The 18,997-nt window shown below is 42.8% G+C and carries 20 protein-coding genes and 3 pseudogenes; 15 read left to right on the top strand and 8 right to left on the bottom strand.

Features of this window, described 5'->3' with window-relative positions:
• Positions 1-447: 447 nt before the first annotated feature.
• The 9 genes from truA to accD all read left to right on the top strand — a co-directional run bounded on the left by truA (position 448) and on the right by accD (position 8,679).
• Positions 448-1,299 (top strand): tRNA pseudouridine(38-40) synthase TruA, encoded by an 852-nt coding sequence (truA, locus tag H3V01_RS07480; RefSeq protein ID WP_198186383.1) that lies wholly within the window; start codon positions 448-450, stop codon positions 1,297-1,299.
• A 37-nt stretch (positions 1,300-1,336) separates the two neighbouring features.
• Positions 1,337-1,960, top strand: a complete 624-nt coding sequence (locus tag H3V01_RS07475) for a phosphoribosylanthranilate isomerase (RefSeq protein ID WP_198186382.1) — start codon at positions 1,337-1,339, stop codon at positions 1,958-1,960.
• 701 nt (positions 1,961-2,661) lie between these two features.
• Entirely contained in the window at positions 2,662-3,864 is a 1,203-nt protein-coding gene (gene trpB / locus H3V01_RS07470) for a tryptophan synthase subunit beta (RefSeq protein WP_174830623.1), read from the top strand.
• Between the two features lie 18 nt (positions 3,865-3,882).
• The gene (locus tag H3V01_RS07465) at positions 3,883-5,061 is read left to right on the top strand and encodes an MFS transporter (protein WP_084548352.1); all 1,179 of its coding nucleotides are present in this window, start codon (positions 3,883-3,885) and stop codon (positions 5,059-5,061) included.
• 89 nt (positions 5,062-5,150) lie between these two features.
• Positions 5,151-5,426, top strand: coding sequence for an ACT domain-containing protein (locus H3V01_RS07460; RefSeq protein ID WP_025331370.1), 276 nt, complete (start codon positions 5,151-5,153; stop codon positions 5,424-5,426).
• 9 nt (positions 5,427-5,435) lie between these two features.
• Positions 5,436-6,797: a PFL family protein gene (locus H3V01_RS07455; RefSeq protein WP_078475379.1), complete on the top strand. Its 1,362-nt coding sequence runs from the start codon at positions 5,436-5,438 to the stop codon at positions 6,795-6,797.
• A gap of 34 nt (positions 6,798-6,831) precedes the next feature.
• Positions 6,832-6,954, top strand: coding sequence for a hypothetical protein (locus H3V01_RS11165; RefSeq protein WP_255516605.1), 123 nt, complete (start codon positions 6,832-6,834; stop codon positions 6,952-6,954).
• Positions 6,954-7,739: a tryptophan synthase subunit alpha gene (gene trpA / locus H3V01_RS07450; RefSeq protein WP_198186381.1), complete on the top strand. Its 786-nt coding sequence runs from the start codon at positions 6,954-6,956 to the stop codon at positions 7,737-7,739. The genes H3V01_RS11165 and trpA overlap by 1 nt, the downstream gene beginning before the upstream one ends.
• Positions 7,740-7,806: 67 nt before the next feature.
• Positions 7,807-8,679 (top strand): acetyl-CoA carboxylase, carboxyltransferase subunit beta, encoded by an 873-nt coding sequence (gene accD / locus H3V01_RS07445; RefSeq protein ID WP_025331368.1) that lies wholly within the window; start codon positions 7,807-7,809, stop codon positions 8,677-8,679.
• A gap of 110 nt (positions 8,680-8,789) precedes the next feature.
• On the opposite strand, the gene H3V01_RS07440 is transcribed toward accD, so the two are convergent.
• Together H3V01_RS07440 and H3V01_RS07435 are read right to left on the bottom strand one after the other, a co-directional pair.
• Entirely contained in the window at positions 8,790-9,137 is a 348-nt protein-coding gene (locus H3V01_RS07440; protein ID WP_037393389.1) for a DUF488 domain-containing protein, read from the bottom strand.
• Between the two features lie 219 nt (positions 9,138-9,356).
• On the bottom strand, positions 9,357-10,211 hold the full coding sequence (locus tag H3V01_RS07435; protein ID WP_037393391.1) for a DsbC family protein: 855 nt from the start codon (positions 10,209-10,211) through the stop codon (positions 9,357-9,359).
• A gap of 299 nt (positions 10,212-10,510) precedes the next feature.
• Here H3V01_RS07435 and H3V01_RS07430 point away from each other — a divergent pair, with 299 nt between their 5' ends.
• The 4 genes and pseudogenes from H3V01_RS07430 (at position 10,511) to H3V01_RS07420 (ending at position 13,224) form a co-directional block, all read left to right on the top strand.
• Positions 10,511-11,308: a 3'-5' exonuclease gene (locus H3V01_RS07430; RefSeq protein ID WP_084548356.1), complete on the top strand. Its 798-nt coding sequence runs from the start codon at positions 10,511-10,513 to the stop codon at positions 11,306-11,308.
• A gap of 58 nt (positions 11,309-11,366) precedes the next feature.
• Entirely contained in the window at positions 11,367-12,230 is an 864-nt protein-coding gene (locus H3V01_RS07425) for a prephenate dehydrogenase (RefSeq protein WP_037393395.1), read from the top strand.
• A 649-nt stretch (positions 12,231-12,879) separates the two neighbouring features.
• Positions 12,880-13,020 (top strand): annotated as a pseudogene (locus tag H3V01_RS11160) (ACT domain-containing protein); the annotation flags it as partial.
• Positions 13,012-13,224 (top strand): ACT domain-containing protein, encoded by a 213-nt coding sequence (locus H3V01_RS07420; RefSeq protein ID WP_255516630.1) that lies wholly within the window; start codon positions 13,012-13,014, stop codon positions 13,222-13,224. The pseudogene H3V01_RS11160 and the gene H3V01_RS07420, both read left to right, overlap by 9 nt.
• Positions 13,225-13,349: 125 nt before the next feature.
• On the opposite strand, the gene H3V01_RS07415 is transcribed toward H3V01_RS07420, so the two are convergent.
• From H3V01_RS07415 to H3V01_RS11075, 5 genes and pseudogenes are all read right to left on the bottom strand, one after another.
• On the bottom strand, positions 13,350-13,619 hold the full coding sequence (locus tag H3V01_RS07415; protein WP_025331362.1) for a hypothetical protein: 270 nt from the start codon (positions 13,617-13,619) through the stop codon (positions 13,350-13,352).
• A 60-nt stretch (positions 13,620-13,679) separates the two neighbouring features.
• Complete coding sequence (locus tag H3V01_RS07410; protein WP_198186380.1) at positions 13,680-14,888, bottom strand: MFS transporter; 1,209 nt, start codon at positions 14,886-14,888, stop codon at positions 13,680-13,682.
• Positions 14,889-15,119: 231 nt separating this feature from the next.
• On the bottom strand, positions 15,120-16,001 hold the full coding sequence (locus tag H3V01_RS07405) for a LysR family transcriptional regulator (protein ID WP_025331360.1): 882 nt from the start codon (positions 15,999-16,001) through the stop codon (positions 15,120-15,122).
• Positions 16,002-16,246: 245 nt separating this feature from the next.
• A pseudogene (locus H3V01_RS07400) lies at positions 16,247-16,663 on the bottom strand (IS4 family transposase); the annotation flags it as partial.
• A pseudogene (locus tag H3V01_RS11075) lies at positions 16,664-16,933 on the bottom strand (transposase); the annotation flags it as partial.
• A gap of 376 nt (positions 16,934-17,309) precedes the next feature.
• Here H3V01_RS11075 and H3V01_RS07390 point away from each other — a divergent pair.
• Positions 17,310-17,696 carry a hypothetical protein gene (locus tag H3V01_RS07390; RefSeq protein ID WP_000460651.1) on the top strand — a complete coding sequence of 129 codons (387 nt, stop codon included), beginning with the start codon at positions 17,310-17,312 and terminating at the stop codon, positions 17,694-17,696.
• 70 nt (positions 17,697-17,766) lie between these two features.
• Positions 17,767-18,390, top strand: a complete 624-nt coding sequence (locus tag H3V01_RS07385) for an ArsR/SmtB family transcription factor (RefSeq protein WP_001280391.1) — start codon at positions 17,767-17,769, stop codon at positions 18,388-18,390.
• On the opposite strand, the gene tetR(B) is transcribed toward H3V01_RS07385, so the two are convergent.
• On the bottom strand, positions 18,368-18,991 hold the full coding sequence (gene tetR(B) / locus H3V01_RS07380; protein WP_000088605.1) for a tetracycline resistance transcriptional repressor TetR(B): 624 nt from the start codon (positions 18,989-18,991) through the stop codon (positions 18,368-18,370). The genes H3V01_RS07385 and tetR(B) overlap by 23 nt on opposite strands.
• Positions 18,992-18,997 lie beyond the last annotated feature (6 nt).

Genomic DNA, 18,997 nt, shown 5'->3' with positions numbered 1-18,997 from the left:
TCAGCTGCATTAATTTCTGTATCTGAAACACTAAATAGCCGAATTCTGTTTATGGAATTCGGCTATTTTATTTGCTGTAAATTTGCCGTATTTTTTAATATATATCACGCATATAAATTTCAGTTATTAATTGATTTTATTGCAGGTTATAAATTTTCTTTTAAGGTGTATCAGCTTATGAAACAAGCTGAATATAATTGTTAAGAAATAGGGTAGTGGTGCGTAATGACGCGCAGAAACGGGCATTGCAGCCAGATAAAATCATTCTGAACTAATATATATTCTGATTTGACTGGACTATTAATAATGTAAGCGATTTATTACCAGGCAATTTTTTATTGCTGCTTTGCAATGAGCAATTACATAGGTTTCAAATATGAAAGCAGTTAACGGCTATGCGATAATATTGTATGTGGTTGATGTGATTTATTTGGATTAGAAACAGGCATGGTTGCTAACAGAGAAGAGAATCAGGTAATTACCCATGAAGGTAGTTTGCCTGTGCAGCGCTGGGCATTAACTCTGGCTTATGATGGGCGTGCCTTTCATGGCTGGCAAAAGCAGCCGGATGGTTTGTATACTGTTCAGTCGGTTCTGGAAGATGCTTTGAGTTCCATTGCTGCTGAACAAATCAATGTTGTGGTAGCAGGACGTACCGATGCCGGTGTTCATGCAACGGGGCAGGTGGTACATTTTGATACGTGTGCGCTGCGAAGTGCCGAAGCATGGTTGCGTGGTACGAATACAGCGATGGATAAAAATATTCGTATTATCAAAGTACAACCGGTAGCCGCTGAATTTCATGCCCGTTTTGACGCATTCGGGCGGCGTTATCGTTATATGCTTGAATCCAGCCGAGTACGTATGCCGCAACTGCGTAGCCGTGTCGGCTGGACTCACTATCCGTTAAATATGGCGCTAATGCGTGAAGCTGCGGCAATGCTGGTGGGAGAACATGATTTTTCCAGTTTCCGTTCCAGTGACTGTCAGGCTAAATCACCGGTAAAAACTTTATATAAACTAAACCTTGTCGGCTGCCCGGAATTAATGGCGATCGATTTTTATGGCAGTGCGTTTTTACACAATATGGTACGTAATATTGTTGGTGCTTTGGTGTATGTGGGTGCAGGTAAATTGAGTGTGGCCGGCTTTGCTCAATTGCTGGCAGCCAGAAGCCGGCGGCTGGCACCGCCAACATTTATGCCGGACGGATTATATCTGACCGGTATTGATTATCCACAGCAATGGGGTGTGGAAACAGCTGCTTTACCCGTATGGTTGTGGCCATATCTGGATTAATGCCAATATTGCGGCCAAGTTTCTAAAGGGGCAGAGGATGAAAATTCGAAGCAAGATTTGCGGGATGACCCGCGCTGAAGATGCAATGCTCGCTGCCCGGCTTGGGGCAGATGCAATCGGACTGATATTTTTTTCTGGCAGTAAACGCTGTGTCTCTATTGAGCAGGCGCAGGCAATTACTCAGTGTATTCCTCCGTTTGTAACAGTAGTCGGGTTGTTTGTTAATGCTGCTACAACTGAAGTACAGGAAGTGCTGAGGTATGTGCCTCTGGATGTTCTGCAATTTCACGGGGATGAAAATGCTGAATTCTGCCGTCAGTTTCAGCGTCCGTATATTAAGGCAATAAGAGTAGGTGAAACAGCTGATATTGAAGCTGCGGCAGCTACATATACAGATGCCCGTGCTTTACTGTTTGATGCAGCTGTTGCCGGGCAGTATGGCGGTACAGGTCAGACTTTTGACTGGCAGATGCTGCCAGACAGGCTAGATATTCCATGGATACTTTCTGGTGGTCTGAAGCCGGAAAATATTACTTCGGCAATCAGACAAAGCAAAGCTATGGCTATTGATGTATCCAGTGGTGTGGAAGCATCGCCCGGAATTAAAGATGAGCAAAAAATGCGGGCTCTGATGGCGGCAGTTAATCAGTTTTCTGAATAAGTAATAATCTGATTTTATAATAAAAAATAAGAATTTTTATGCGGTATTTATTATTGCATAGGAACTAAAAGCAATATCCGCAAGTCTGATTTTTATTCAGTTTATTACTGAGCAATAAAAATATATTTATAAGGAAAGTGCGGTTCTGGTTTTGAAGATGAAAAGCCGGAGAGTGAAATCATCCTGTTTGAATATTATTTTTGTACTCAAACAAATATGGATGAAATGATTGAGCTTGTGGATATTTTGGTGCTGAAACTGGCTATTTTACGTTCTATTGACAGATCATCATAATAGACCCGATAAAAATAATACTAATCAGTATGAATGATTTGTTTTTTTCGGTTTAAAACAGAAGTATAAAAGCAAATTTTGCATCGTGATTCTATTTTCCCAGATTTTTATTGGAAGTAATGTTTTGATGTTGGTGCTAGATTATCAGACAGCCGATATTGGTTTATTAAGATTAGATTTTTAAATGATGACAGGTATAACAATAAGTATGTAATCATAATTCATGTTGTTATTTTAAGCAGCTCTTATTTATGAAATTAATAATCTGCATTTTTTATTGGCACAGAAGCAGAACTAGTTTATTTATTCCAGATTAAGTATGGATAACGGGATAATGGATTTAAAAGGTGATAATATGGCCGGAAAGTTTTACTTTGCGGGTAAATTGTCGCTCAATGGAAAAAAATATGGAAAATTATCACTATCCTGACGAACAGGGCTTTTTTGGTGAGCACGGCGGGCTGTTTGTATCGGAAACACTGATTGCAGCTTTGACTGAATTAAAACAGGTTTATTATGCAGCGAAAGCTGATCCGGCATTCTGGGCACAGTATCATGAGGATTTAAAATATTATGTAGGCCGCCCCAGTCCGGTTTACTATGCACGGCGCTTGTCTGACTATCTGGGCGGAGCACAGATTTATCTGAAACGGGAAGATTTAAATCATACCGGTGCACATAAAATTAACAATACGATTGGTCAGGCTTTGCTTGCACAGCGAATGGGTAAAAAGCGCGTTATCGCTGAAACCGGTGCTGGTCAGCATGGTGTGGCCTCTGCTACGGTAGCCGCGCGTTTTGGTCTGGAATGTACGGTGTTTATGGGTACTGAGGATATTCGCCGTCAGGCACCGAATGTGTACCGGATGAAGCTGCTTGGTGCTCAGGTGGTTGGGGTGGATTCCGGCTCATGTACGCTGAAAGATGCCATGAATGAAGCATTGCGTGAGTGGGTGGCACGGGTGGATGATACCTATTATATTATTGGTACCTCAGCCGGTCCGATGCCTTATCCGGAAATGGTGCGAGATTTTCAGTGTGTTATCGGAAATGAAGCAATACAGCAGATGCAGGAAGCTATCGGTCGTCAGCCTGATGTAGCAGTAGCCTGTGTCGGCGGCGGTTCGAATGCTATTGGTCTGTTTTATCCTTATATTAATGTGACTGAAACTCGTCTGGTAGGGGTTGAGGCAGGTGGTCTGGGCTTATCCGGTTCTCAGCATGCCGCGCCTATCAGCTCGCACAGCCCGATGGGGGTATTGCACGGATTCCGGGGTTATCTGATGCAGGACGAAAACGGACAGGTGATGAATACTCATTCTGTTTCCGCCGGTCTGGATTATCCCGGTGTGGGTCCGGAGCATGGTCTGCTGCATGATATTGGCCGGGTTGAGTACGAAGCCATGGGTGATGAAGCTGCGATGGAAGCATTTCATTTGCTGTGTCATAAGGAAGGTATTATTCCTGCACTTGAATCCAGCCATGCGCTGGCATGGGCAGTAGCCAATGCACCGAAAATGAGTTCGGATGAAGTCATTCTGGTGAATCTGTCCGGCCGAGGGGACAAAGATATTAATACGGTTGCCCGGCTGGACGGAATTAGTCTGTAGTAAATATTTATTGTATGTATGAATAAGAGTATTAAACTGTCTTCCGGTCAGATTTTTATGATGGCTCTGGCCATCGGTCTGGCCGTAGCCAGTAATTATTTTGTCTTTCCGCTGATAGAAGTAACTGCACGCTATTTTGGTATGAATGTTGCCAGTAGCGGCATGCTGATTACGCTGACGCAGCTTGCTTATGCGCTGGGGCTGATTTTTCTGGTACCGCTGGGTGATTTGCTCGATAACAAAAAGCTGATTGTATCGCTGTATGTTGTAGTAGGTATCAGTGCGCTGCTGATAGCATTTGCTCCTGATTTATGGCTGTTTATTGCCGGTCTGGTGATGGTCGGCGCCTTTTGTACAGTGGCTCAGGTGCTGATGCCGCTGGCCGCCAGTCTGTCAGAACCCGAACAGCGCGGGCGGGTAATCGGTACGCTGATGAGCGGGCTGTTACTGGGTATTCTGTTGTCACGTACTTTTTCCGGTATGGTTGCCCATTGGTGGGGCTGGCGTACGGTATATATGCTCGGTGCGGCAATGCTGCTGTTAATGGCACTGATTTTGCAATGCAAACTGCCTCATGTCCAGCGTGAACACAGTACTCTGGGTTACTGGAAAACGCTGGTATCGGTTTGGTCGTTATTATGGCGTACACCGTTATTGCGGCAGCGTGGTGTACTCGGGGCGCTGGATTTCTGTTTGTTTTCAGTGTTGTGGACACCATTGACGTTATTGCTTAGCCATGCGCCTTATCATTTCAGTTTGAGTACAATTGGTTTATTTGGTTTATTTGGTGCGCTGGGGATATTTGGTTCCAATGTAGGGGGCTGGGCTGCGGATAAAGGCCACACTTATGCGATGACAATAGTTTGTGCCTTACTGTTTTTGCTTAGCTGGTCACTATTGTATGCCGGAGGGGTGCATTTATGGGCATTGATCGGCGGGGTAATTTTGCTGGATTTTGCGATTCAGGCATTACATATCAGTAACCAGTCGCTGATTTATCGTTCTGATCCGGCGCTCAAAGGCCGGATTACTTCCGGTTATATGAGTATGTATTTTATCGGTGGTGTACTCGGTTCACTTGCTTCTGCTATGGCTTATGCACACTATGGCTGGAACGGGGTTTCGTTGCTGGGCGGAGGAGTGGCAACGCTGATTTTGCTGTGTGCACTATTCTTTAAATGTGAACGTATATCTTAAATCTGTGCTGCTGAACTGATCTGGCTGCCGGCTGGCGACGGATTAGTTTCTGTGGTTGGTAATAATTATTATTGTGAATAGGATTATTTATGTCTAATCATGCTGTGATGACAGTGATTGGTAAAGACCGTATTGGTATAGTTGCTGAGGTAGCCACGCTGCTGGCAGAGCATCAGGTTAGTATTGTGAATATCAGTCAGCAATTAATGGATGATTATTTCACTATGATTATTCTGCTGGATGCGGAAAAATGTACTTTACCGCGCTTAGAGTTCAGTAAATTTCTGGATAGTGAAGGCGAAAAACGAGGATTGCACATCCGTGTGCAGGATGAAGCATTGTTTAATGCCATGCACCGGATTTAGGAGTTATTTATGTCTTTTTCTATTCAGAATAATGAAATTCTGGAAACTGTACGAATGGTATCCGACCAGCATTTCGATGTGCGTACGATAACTATTGGCATTGATTTGCATGATTGTATTGATACAGATATCAAGCGCCTGAATGAAAAAATTTATGCCAAGATTACCCGTGTCGGTAAAAATCTGGTACAGACGGCAACTGAGCTATCGGCTAAATATGGTGTACCAATTGTGAATCAGCGCGTTGCTGTCACACCTATTGCTCAGATTGGGGCTGCTACCGGTGCTGATTCTTATGTATCGATAGCACAGACACTGGACAAAGCGGCAAAAGCCATTGGTATTTCGTTTATCGGCGGCTTTTCTGCATTAGTGCACAAAGGAATGAGTGCTGCTGATGAGATATTAATCCGATCAATTCCTGAAGCTATGGCCTGCACAGATGTCGTATGCAGCTCGGTAAATATCGGTTCTACCCGTGCCGGCATTAATATGGATGCTGTACGGCTGATGGGGGAAACCATCCGCCAGACTGCGGCAATCACGCCGGAAGGTTTTGGCTGTGCCAAGCTGGTAGTTTTTTGTAATGCGGTAGAAGATAATCCGTTTATGGCCGGTGCCTTTCATGGTGCGGGAGAAGCAGACTGCGTCATTAATGTCGGTGTATCCGGACCGGGCGTGGTATGTGCTGCGTTGCAGAATACACAAGGGCTGTCCCTTACAGAAGTTGCCGAGCTGGTGAAAAAAACCGCATTCAAGATTACTCGCGTGGGTGAACTGATCGGCCATGAAGCCAGTAAAATGCTGGGTATTCCGTTCGGTATTCTGGATTTGTCTCTGGCACCTACTCCGGCAGTGGGGGACAGTGTTGCCCGGATTCTGGAAGCGATGGGGCTGAGTGTCTGCGGAACGCACGGCACGACTGCGGCGCTGGCATTACTGAATGATGCAGTGAAAAAGGGCGGTATGATGGCTTCCAGCGCAGTAGGCGGACTAAGCGGTGCGTTTATTCCGGTATCTGAAGATGAAGGTATGATAGCAGCGGTAGAAGCCGGTGTGCTGACGCTGGATAAACTGGAAGCTATGACGGCGGTGTGTTCGGTCGGGCTGGATATGATTGCGGTACCGGGCGACACTCCGGCCAGTACATTGGCGGGAATTATTGCTGATGAAGCTGCTATCGGCCTGATTAATAGTAAAACTACAGCAGTGCGGGTGATTCCGGTTACCGGTAAGGATGTCGGTGATTACGTAGAGTTCGGCGGTTTACTCGGTCGAGCTCCGGTTATGCCGGTGAAATCCGGTTCCTGTGAGGTATTTATTAATCGTGGCGGACGGGTACCGGCACCGGTGCAGTCAATGAAAAATTAAGGGATGTGCTGTACCGCATGGTATGATGCAGGCTATGATAATCAGCACTGGCAGTGTTGCAGGCAGATTAAATCTGGCTGTCCGCAGGGAGCGGCAGGATGATGGCTGGCTGAATCAATACACTGCTAAAGTGTTCGGAAATGAGTTGAGAACATAATGAGTAGAATTCAACATACGTTTGAGCAGTTGCATGGACGGACTGCTCTGGTATCGTATATCACTTGTGGTGATCCAAATCTGGCTACAACAGTACAGCTGATGAAAACGCTGGTAGCCAATGGTACAGATATTATTGAACTGGGTGTGCCTTTCTCGGATCCGATGGCCGACGGACCAGTGATTCAGTCAGCTGCCGAGCGTGCTTTACGCCAGAATGTGTCTCTGAATGATATATTTCAGGTGGTTAGTCAGTTCCGGCAGGAAAATCAGACAACACCAGTGGTGCTCATGGGTTATCTGAATCCGGTTTATCATATGGGTTATGAACGTTTTGCCAGTGCTGCTGCGCAGGCTGGTGCGGATGGTGTGCTGACAGTAGACTGTCCGGCTGAAACAATTGATGATTTGCATGAGCAGCTCAGGAAATACGGGCTGGACTGCATTTTTCTGATTGCCCCTACTACCACAGATGAGCGGATTAAACTGATTGGCAGTAAGGCCAGTGGATTTGTTTACTATGTATCACTTAAGGGAGTGACCGGTTCATCACAGTTGGATACGGCCGAAGTTTCGCGTAAAATTGATCATTTACGCCAGTTTATACAGGTGCCTATCGGTGTGGGTTTTGGTATTCGCGATGCCGACAGTGCCCGCCGTATCGGAGCAGTAGCGGATGCCGTAATCGTTGGCAGCCGCTTTGTGCAGACAATAGCCGAGCATACTGGCCATGAGGCCGAAGCTCTGGCTCCTGTTGTCGCTGAGCTCAGACAGGCTCTGGAGTAATCTGTGTAACATCCTAATTCTGTATGGCGGCCTGTTCCGGCTGCCGGCAATAACCGGGAATAAAAGAATGAGTTGGTTAGATAAAATCCTGCCGCCTAAGATTAAAAAAGATGCAGCGGTTAAATCCGCAGGTATCCCTGAGGGATTGTGGCAGAAATGTCCGTCCTGTGCGGCAACTTTATATGCCACGGATTTGAAAAAGAATATGGAAGTGTGCCCGAAGTGCGGATATCATAATCCGGTGTCAGCACGGGAACGTATCAGTATGATGCTGGATGAAACCAAACAGTATGAAATTGGTAAAGACATTAAACCAGTAGACATTCTCAAATTCCGTGACAGCAAGAAATATACTGACCGCTTAAGTGCTGCCCGTAAGCTGACGCAGGAAGATGATGCGCTGCTGGTGGTACGCGGAACCATGAATGGTGTACCTGTGGTTGTGGCCGCTTTTGAATTCAACTTTATCGGCGGTTCAATGGGTTCTGTTGTCGGTGAGCGTTTTGTTCGCGGCGTACGTGAGGCGGTAAAACATAACTGTACCTTTATCTGTGTGGCCGCTTCCGGTGGTGCACGCATGCAGGAAGGTCTCAATTCATTAATGCAAATGGCTAAAACCTGTGCTTCATTACATTTGCTTGCTGATAAATCACTGCCTTTTATATCAGTATTAACCAATCCGACTATGGGCGGTGTGTCTGCCAGCTTTGCGTTTATCGGTGATGTTGTTCTGGCTGAGCCGAATGCTCTGGTTGGATTTGCCGGTCCGCGGGTGATTGAACAAACTGTACGTGAAACTTTACCGGAAGGCTTCCAGCGTTCGGAGTTTTTACTGGATAAAGGGGCAATCGATCAGATTGTTGACCGGCGTGAATTAAAAGATCGAATTGTTCGACTGATTGGTTTGTTACGCTCAGAAGCCAGTGCGGATGCCGCCTGACACAGTTTGTGTATCTGTATAATAGAATAATGGTTATAGCAATGCCCTGATATGTTTTTCAGGGCATTTTTATTGATAGAGACTAAAAGAATACATCAGTTAATTTTGAGCTATGCCTGTAACTGTGCCAGTAATACCGGTACATGGCTGTGGGCAATATCTTTGGCCGCCGTAAGCAGCCATAGTTGCTGATGCTGCTCATGCAGTTGCTTCAGTGTACGCAATGCTTCCTGTTGTTGTGGCAGGCTGAGTTCCTGCTGATACAGCCGGCAAAATTCCTGATAATGATTTTCAGGATTCTGGTGCAGCCATTTTCTGAGCTGGTCGGACGGGGCAACAGCTTTAATCCACTCAACTCCGCTTAGTCTGATTTTGCTGATACCGCGTGGCCACAGGCGGTCTATTAATACTGCCGGCTGCTGATGCTGATAGGTATATACACGTTGAATGTTATACATGGCGATTGAGTTTAACTCTGTAAATTATCAATCATAATTTTTAATATCTGTATCGGCAAGCATGGCTGTGTACCTGTAGCAGAATAGGCAGGCTGATGTGGTAAAAAACTAATAATCAATATCGGCCAGCATCATGGTTCTAATGTAATAATCAGTATTGTGTATCGTAACAGAAAATTAAAAAGCAGCCGGTGTGGCTGCTTTTTTCTATGAATAATGCTATTTCTGATTTTTATTCAGTTCCTGCTCTAACTCATTTTTAAGCATTAGCCCGGAAATGGTTTTGCCATTCGGGAAAACCAAGGTAGGTGTGCCATCAAAACCATATTTATTGCCCAGTTTTATGACGTCAGCTACCGGATTATCACAATTAGCCACAGCAGCAGGTTCTTTACCCTTGCGCATCCACTGAGTCCATGCGGTTGTACGCTCTTTCTGACACCATATCTGTACAGCTTTTTTCTGTGCATTTGGATGTAAATCAGGCACCGGCATCAGGAAAGTATAGACAGTGATATTGTCTATCTGGGCAATTTCTTCTTCGAGTTTTTTACAGAACGGGCAGTCAGGATCGGAGAATACAGCCATTACTCGCTGACCATTACCGCGGACCTCTTTAATTGCTTTTTCTAATGGCAATTCTTTAAAGTCTATTTTGGACATATCGCTGACTCGCTGTTCGGTAAGATTTTTCCGGTGTTCCAGATCAATCAGATTACCAATCATAACATAGGCAGCATTTTCATCAGTATAAATAATCTGATTGCCGGTAATGACTACTTCATAAATACCTTGTAACGGTGTGGTATATACACCCTGTATATTTAATTCGGAACCTTTGAGCATTTTGCTCATTTTACTGGCCAGATTGGCATTTATTTTTTTACTGATTTCCGCATCAGCAGGACGACCCGCGTCAGTTACATTATTGGCTGCTGATACAGATGCAGTTGTACTACCTGAGGCCGACTTTGCCGCAGAATCAATATTATGTACAGGTGTACCGTCGCATGAAGCAATTAGCGGTATGGCCAGTAGGGGTGCAAGCCATTGCCATAGATAAGATTTTTTCATATTGAAATTCTTTTTCTGTCTGTTAATGTATGCCCTGACTGAGAAAGGCATAAAAGTATCCAAGTGGGAAGTTTTGCTATTTTATCGCTAAACAGGATAAATCCGGCAGAACGCCAGACTAGCTGAAAACAACGAAATCTATAGTCTGTTTTATCTGCTTTTATGCCAGGCCTGTCCGGCTACGCGTTAGTATAAAGCAATCATGTTATAAGTGTAATGTTGTTTTGTAGTTAAACGGCTGGCGCAGCCAGTGGCTTCATGCCACAATACTTATCCGATAATTAATGTGAATTCTTGCTATGACTCCGATTTTGGCTTTCGACATAGAAACTGTGCCGGATGTAGCCGGCATTCGTGTTCTGAATCATTTGCCGGCAGAGGTCAGTGATGCTGATGTGGTGGAATTTGCCTTGCAGCAGCGACGAGCCAAAACCGGTAACGATTTTATGCAGCTGCATTTGCAGCAGGTAGTGGCTATTTCCTGCTGTATGCGCTGGGGTACGGATAAAATTCATGTGGGCAGCATCGGAACACCGGAAGACAGCGAAGAAACTTTAATTGCGCGTTTTTTTGAGCTGATTGAAACTCATACACCTCAGCTGGTGAGCTGGAACGGCGGCGGCTTTGATTTACCAGTTTTACATTATCGTGCTTTGATTTATGGCATCAGTGCGGCACGCTACTGGGATATGGGCGAGGGTGATTTTGGCGACAGCCGAGATTTTAAGTGGAATAACTATATCAGCCGCTATCATGCACGCCATTGTGACTTAATGGATTTACTGGCTTTATATCAGTCCCGTGCCTGTGTACCTCTGGATGATATGGCCAAACTATGCGGTTTTCCGGGAAAACTGGGTATGGACGGTAGTAAAGTCTGGGCAGCTTATCAGCAGGGCGAGCTGGCACAGATCAGGCACTATTGCGAAACCGATGCAGCCAATACTTATTTAATGTATCTGCGCTTTAATCTGTTACGCGGTTTTCTGGATGCAGACGAATATGAGCAGGAAATCCGTTGTCTTAAAGGTTATCTGAGTACGCAACAGGCAGCACACTGGCAGGAGTTTCTGAGTGCATGGGGCAGATCGGTCTGATTATCAAAACAAATAAGCCGAAAACTGAAATGATGATTTGTATGAGATGTTTTCTGAGATGAATATGCGCAGGCTGGTGCTGGTCGGCGTGGGGCTGATTGGCGGTTCGCTGGCACTGGATTTAAAACGTGCCGGACTGGTTGCTGAAGTAGCCGGTATTGATATCGATGCCGATAATCTGACCCGAGCACTGGAACGGCGGGTAGTTGATTATACCTATACGCAGATTAATGCAGAGAGTGTGGCAGAAGCCGATATGGTGCTGATAGCCACTCCGGTGAATACTTTACCGGCAATTTGCCGTCAGCTAGTTCCTTATTTATCTGAGCATTGTATTGTTACTGATGTGGGCAGTACCAAGCAGCTGGCATTAAAAGCCTTTGCTGCTGAATTACCGCATCATTATCCGCGCTGTGTGGCCGCTCACCCGATTGCCGGTTCAGACCGGCATGGTGCACTGGCGGCGCAGTTTGGTTTATTTGCCGGAAAAAAATGTATTGTTTGCGCTCATGAACAGCAGGATGAAGCTGCATTACACACAGTTGTTGCTATGTGGCAGGCTGTGCAAGCGCAGATTTATCATCTGGATGCGGCACGACATGATGCAATTTTTGCCGCTGTCAGTCATTTACCGCATATGCTGGCTTATGCATATGTGCACCAGTTGGCCGAAGCAGCAAATGCCGATGAATTGTTGCAATTTGCCGGCAGCGGGTTTCGGGATTTTACCCGCATTGCAGCCAGTAATCCGCAGATTTGGACAGATATCTGTCTGGCTAATCGTCAGGTACTGGCTGGCTTACTCCAGCAGCAACAATATGAACTGGCATATTTACAGGACTGTCTGCAACAAGGGGATGCACAAAAGTTGACTGCTTTTTTTGCAAAAGCACAGAAAATACGCGAAGACTGGCATAATTAGTGTTCATGAACCGAAGTCAGCGGTAATATTGTCTGATGACGATTTGGTTTGGGCTAAGTTATGGTTAGATAAAGTGTTTTTTTATGCTGTTTGCGGGAAAAGATATGTGCAGTTAATGAATTTTGCGGTATTTTTAATTAAAATAACTATATTTTGTCGAATTAATACAAAATATGACTTGCTATGCATGCGTAGTTGAGGCATAATTCGCTTCGTTAAATCAGCTCCTAGTTGGTTTAACAGTTTCTCCTCTATTTCTCCTTTGTAGACTTGGCGCACACTTAATCGTGTGCGCATTTTTTTATCTTTTTTTCTTTATGCTAATGGAATTTTAAAGCAGATGGTGTGTATTAATATTTTTTTGATGGCTGGAGTAAATATAGCCTGATGTTTAGTTGCTTTCAGCTTCGGTGACAGAATTGTTCATTACGGCCTGAGTAAGTGAATTTACCAGACAGATATGATTACTGATAATCAAAGGTATTCGGTGCTGTCATGCAAATAGAATTAATGCAAGGATAAACTCTTTTGACCAGTTTAGTCATTAAATGACCGGTTTGATTGTTTCTGAGGATACTTTGATATGGACGCTAATATCTCTGGAGAAAGTAATCTGCAAATTTTGCTGTAATCTGCTTCACCGCAGCATAATCCGGGCAAATATGTATTTTGTACTGTACAGCAGCCTGCACCAGCATTGCTGACCGCTGCTGTGGCGATTATGCAGGAAAACGAAGGTACTACGCTGGTTTTACCGCAGGCAGTTGCTGATGAGTATCAGCTGAATTATGAATATATTGCTGGCTGGATTACATTAATGGTGCATTCTTCGCTGGCTGCTGTCGGGCTGACAGCTGCTTTTGCGCATGCACTGGCACAACAGAATATCAGTTGTAACGTTATAGCCGGTTATTATCATGATCATATTTTTGTATCTGATGATGATGTGCAGCAGGCTTTGGTTATTCTGAATAATCTGGGTCAGGCATCATAGTTAGCTTATGCAATAGATAAAACTATGAATGATGATGTTCAATAACAGTGCTGGTGGTTTTGTTGAGCGGAGAAAGAATATAATTTTGATTGTTTTTATGCTTTGCTGAAACCAAGTACAGGTATTCAGGAGCTTATCAGTACGTAACCAAGCTGCGTAGCTGTAACACTGACTTGCATTCGTTCTTTTAACGTAGGGAGTGTTTTTAATGTTTGGGCAGCAATCGTATCGACCCATTGATGCCATTCGGCATTAATTTTAGGATGATCATTCCAAAAGGGGGTGTCGCCAGAGACTAAAGGTTGTAATGCCTGACTCACTGTTGATGGATTTGGAAAATGTTGCATAGCCACTTCTGCTGTGTTTGCAAGTGTTGTTTGTACAAAAGTTAGCATAAACACTAAAGCCGTAAACTTGAATTTTATTTGTGATCCTTTTTATCTATATGAGATTGATTAAGCAAGGTTGCCTGTTGCTTTTTTATATAAACTAAAACACAAGGCGGTAATGATGGCACCCATAATACAAATAATCGTGGCCGTGATAAAAATGCCACTAAACCCTAATTGGTCAAAGGTCATTCCACCAACACCAGCCGCTAAACCAATGGAAAATTGAATCGCGGCAACCGATAATCCACCAACCAGTTCAGCTTTATCAGCAAGCGTTCGAGTGATCCACGTTGACCAACCAACAGGGATAAATCCAAACACAAATCCCCAAGCAATCACTAATGTAGTATCCATAGCCACATTATCAGAACTTAAAAACCTATATTTAATAAATAAGAGCATGGCTATAGCGGCTAAGACTAAATGAATGGCGATCATCACAGGTCTAAAAAATCGGCCAAGTAGTAAACCCGCAACAAAAGTTCCGATGCAATTGGCGATACCAAACACCAATAAAATAAGGGTTAACGGACCGGCTTGTAGTGCTAAATTGTGCTCTAAAAACGGTCGCAGATAAGTAAAAAAGAGGTGATAACCTCCATAACTAAAAATTGTACCGATAATGCCAAGAAAACACCAATTTTGCTTAAATAGGGCAAACATATTTTTAAAATTAGTGCTTTCACGCGGCGGTAAAGATGGTAGGGTAAGCCGTTGCCAAACTAGCGCGATAAAACTTAACGCCGCAGCAATAAAAAACACATTACGCCAACCGACTAAATGACCTAAATAACTGGCAAGAGGCAGTGAAATAATCGTTGCAACCGACACTCCGGCATAGACAATACTTAATGCCCGAGGAATATCTTTACTCGGCGCTAATTGTAATACTACAGCAGATGCCATTGACCAAAATCCGCCAACACAAATCCCTAATAGCGCTCGACCAATCAGCATAATGAAATAATTAGGCGCAACAGCAATGAACAAATTGGATAATACTAATAAAATAGAAAAAGTGAGTAATACTACCCGACGATTAATATTTTGGGTCATGGGTGCGAGAACCAGACTGGTGACTACTGCAAAAATCCCCACCATTGTGACGCTTTGGCCTGCTTGACCTTCAGTAATATTGAAATCTTGTGCGATAGGTGTTAATAAGCTAACGGGAATAAATTCCGCGGTAATCAAACTTGTTACCCCGATAAATAGCGAGAATATTGCTCCCCAATACGCCATACTTGGGGAATTTAATGTGTTATCTGACATGGTTAATCCCATTATTCTATTAAAGACGAATGAATTGAATGGTTGTTGAATGGGTCATAGTCTAAATAGCAGCTAAAGATATGTAAATTACTTATATTTTATGGTTATTTATGCTTTAAAAGCATGGGTATAAGCTGTATTTAATGTCATTAATATAAATAAAAAGAAGTTATAAGAATAAGCTCAGCAAAATAGGAGAATCATTTTGCTCACTTCTATATTCAGAGGGATTTATTGAGAAAAAGCCTGTTTCATTCGCTGTAAACCGATTTCAGCAGCTTTTGAAAAAATTTGATAACGTTTCCAAACTATGTGAATATCAACCGTTAATTGTGGCTCTAAAGGTTTAAAACAAAGATGACTATTACCAGTCGTGTTAATCAGCTTATCAATACTTAATGCATAACCCATGTTTTTTTCGACCATAAGTGAGGCATTGTAAAGTAGGTTATATGAGCCAATCACATTGAGTTTATCTAAATCACGTTTTAACCAGCGCGTAATTCGGATATCGACTTCTTTCTGTTTAGAGATAATAAGTGGCAAGTTCCATAAATCGCTAGGTCTAATCACATCTTGATGCGCAAGTGGACTATCTTTACGCATTAATACTCCCCAAGTATCTTTTTCGGGCAATAGTAACGACTCATATTTGCTAATATTTTCCACACCAATTAATAATCCAAAATCGAGTAAGCCTTTATCGATACGTTCTGTTACTTCATCAGCATCACCACTATAAATATGCACATGAATTTGCGGATAGTCATGTTGTAATGCCTTAACAACCTCAGCAATTAATCCCATGGCATGGGTTTCACCACAGCCAATATAGATATCGCCACTGATTTCCTCAGCTGAAGTTTGAAACTCTAATTCAGTTTTTTGCACTAATTCTAAAATTTCTTCAGCACGTTTGCGTAAACGCATACCTTCATCGGTTAAGGTAATTTTACGACTGCCTCGAATAAATAAGGTTTTACCCAATTCTTGCTCTAATTCAGCCAGTTGACGAGATAATGTTGGCTGAGTCAGATGTAAATACTCAGCAGCCGCAGTGATACTTTCCTCTCTAGCAAGAGCTAAAAAATAACGTAATACTTTAATATCCAAAATGACCTCACATACAACTATTTTTTATGCTTAAAAAGTATAACAATAATTAAATTATAGGAAAGAGGCATGTTGTTTTTATGTACAGTTCGAATGTAGAGTTATGTATAGTTAAAATGTAGACCATACATATAATTTTACCGGTCAGTAAAAAATAACCATGCTAAGTGTTAACGCTACTATAGTTGTCTTTCTGTATTTAAAAACAGAGGTTTTTGCTAAATAAACAGAACAGAGCAGACAATGACAATGAGCGGTGTGGTGTTACTCGGTAGAATGCTCGCAAGGTCGGCTAGAAATTGGTCATGAGCTTTCTTTGAACATTGCTCTGAAAGCGGGAACGCTTTCTCATAAAGAGTAACAGAACGACCGTGTAGTGCGACTGAAGCTCGCAATACCATAAGTCGTTTTTGCTCACGAATATCAGACCAGTCAACAAGTACAATGGGCATCGTATTGCCCGAACAGATAAAGCTAGCATGCCAACGGTATACAGCGAGTCGCTCTTTGTGGAGGTGACGATTACCTAACAATCGGTCGATTCGTTTGATGTTATGTTTTGTTCTCGCTTTGGTTGGCAGGTTACGGCCAAGTTCGGTAAGAGTGAGAGTTTTACAGTCAAGTAATGCGTGGCAAGCCAACGTTAAGCTGTTGAGTCGTTGAGTCCGTGTCGAGCGCTGATTTTTTCGGCCTTTAGAGCGAGATTTATACAATAGAATTTGGCATGAGATTGGATTGCTTTTAGTCAGCCTCTTATAGCCTAAAGTCTTTGAGTGACTAGATGACATATCATGTAAGTTGCTGATAGGTTTCCAGTTTTCCGCTCCTAGGTCTGCATATTGTACTTTTCCTCTTACTCGACTTAACCAGTACCAACCCAGCTTCTCAACGGATTTATACCATGGCACTTTAAAGCCAGCATCACTAGTGATTGGGATCTAATTAGACAGATAACTTATCTCATATCATTGATTTAAAACAATTATAATAAGTTATAAATTACGCTGTAAAAAATATTTAGGAGTGTATGCCGTTTGATTTTATATTAATATCTGTATTTAGTTTTAAGTGTCGGTAGGTTTATAAGAGACTTGTGAGATTGATATTTTATAGTTTTGTCTTAGCCTCATATTTATCACTTCACGACTGCTTTTTATTGGTTTGTTTTAGAAACATATTAAATAACATTAGTTTTTTTATGATGATTAGATAACCATCTATAAGAAGGGCGAGAGTCAATATTTGATTTTTACAAAATTAGTATTGCTCATATTACTCGCGAATATTCATTTAAAAAGGACAAGGATAATGTTTGATGTTCACGTTGTTTTAGATAATCAAATAGGACAATTAGCATTACTAGGAAAAACATTAGGTAATAAAGGTATTGGATTGGAAGGGGGAGGGATATTTACGGTTGGTGATGAATGCCATGCTCATTTTCTTGTTGAACAAGGAAAGGAAGCTAAAATAGCGCTAGAGCAAGCTGGACTGTTAGTACTTGCGATCCGGACACCATTAATTCGTAAGTTAAAACAGGAAAAACCGGGGGAACTTGGCGAAATAGCACGAGTATTGGCGGAGAATAACATTAATATTTTAGTGCAATACAGTGACCATGCTAACCAACTGATATTAATAACGGACAATGATAGTATGGCTGCATCTGTTACGCTCCCTTGGGCAATAAAGTGAACTTGCGATGGCTAATTTAATACGAAAAGAGGTTACCTTTGAGTCCTCAATAGCCGCGATAGGGGCGGCTATGTCTGACATTTCACGAGTTAAAATACTCAGTGCTTTGATGGATGGGCGAGCTTGGACGGCCACTGAGCTAAGTTCTGTGGCGAATATATCAGCTTCAACGGCGAGCAGTCATTTATCTAAATTATTAGATTGCCAGCTAATCACAGTAGTAGCTCAAGGCAAGCATCGTTATTTTCGGCTAGCAGGAAAAGATATTGCTGAATTGATGGAAAGTATGATGGGGATCTCCTTAAACCATGGCGTACATGCCAAAGTTTCCACGCCAGTGCATTTACGAAAAGCACGTACTTGCTATGATCATTTAGCTGGCGAAGTTGCCGTTAAGATCTATGATTCCCTTTGTCAACAGCAATGGATCACTGAAAATGGTTCAATGATCACATTAAGTGGTATTCAATATTTTCATGAAATGGGAATTGACGTTCCTTCCAAACATTCACGTAAAATCTGTTGTGCGTGTTTAGATTGGAGTGAACGCCGTTTCCATTTAGGTGGGTACGTTGGAGCCGCATTATTTTCGCTTTATGAATCTAAAGGGTGGTTAACTCGACATCTTGGTTACCGTGAAGTTACCATCACGGAAAAAGGTTATGCTGCTTTTAAGACCCACTTTCACATTTAAGTTGTTTTTCTAATCCGCATATGATCAATTCAAGGCCGAATAAGAAGGCTGGCTCTGCACCTTGGTGATCAAATAATTCGATAGCTTGTCGTAATAATGGCGGCATACTATCAGTAGTAGGTGTTTCCCTTTCTTCTTTAGCGACTTGATGCTCTTGATCTTCCAATACGCAACCTAAAGTAAAATGCCCCACAGCGCTGAGTGCATATAATGCATTCTCTAGTGAAAAACCTTGTTGGCATAAAAAGGCTAATTGATTTTCGAGAGTTTCATACTGTTTTTCTGTAGGCCGTGTACCTAAATGTACTTTTGCTCCATCGCGATGACTTAGTAAAGCACATCTAAAACTTTTAGCGTTATTACGTAAAAAATCTTGCCAGCTTTCCCCTTCTAAAGGGCAAAAGTGAGTATGGTGCCTATCTAACATCTCAATGGCTAAGGCGTCGAGCAAAGCCCGCTTATTTTTTACATGCCAATACAATGTAGGCTGCTCTACACCTAGCTTCTGGGCGAGTTTACGGGTTGTTAAACCTTCGATTCCGACCTCATTAAGCAGCTCTAATGCGCTGTTAATCACTTTACTTTTATCTAATCTAGACATCATTAA

This window comes from Snodgrassella sp. M0351 (assembly GCF_016100575.1).
GTDB classification, from domain to species: domain Bacteria; phylum Pseudomonadota; class Gammaproteobacteria; order Burkholderiales; family Neisseriaceae; genus Snodgrassella; species Snodgrassella alvi.
Note: the sequence above shows the minus strand (reverse complement) of the source record. Positions and strands in the feature narration are given on the sequence as shown.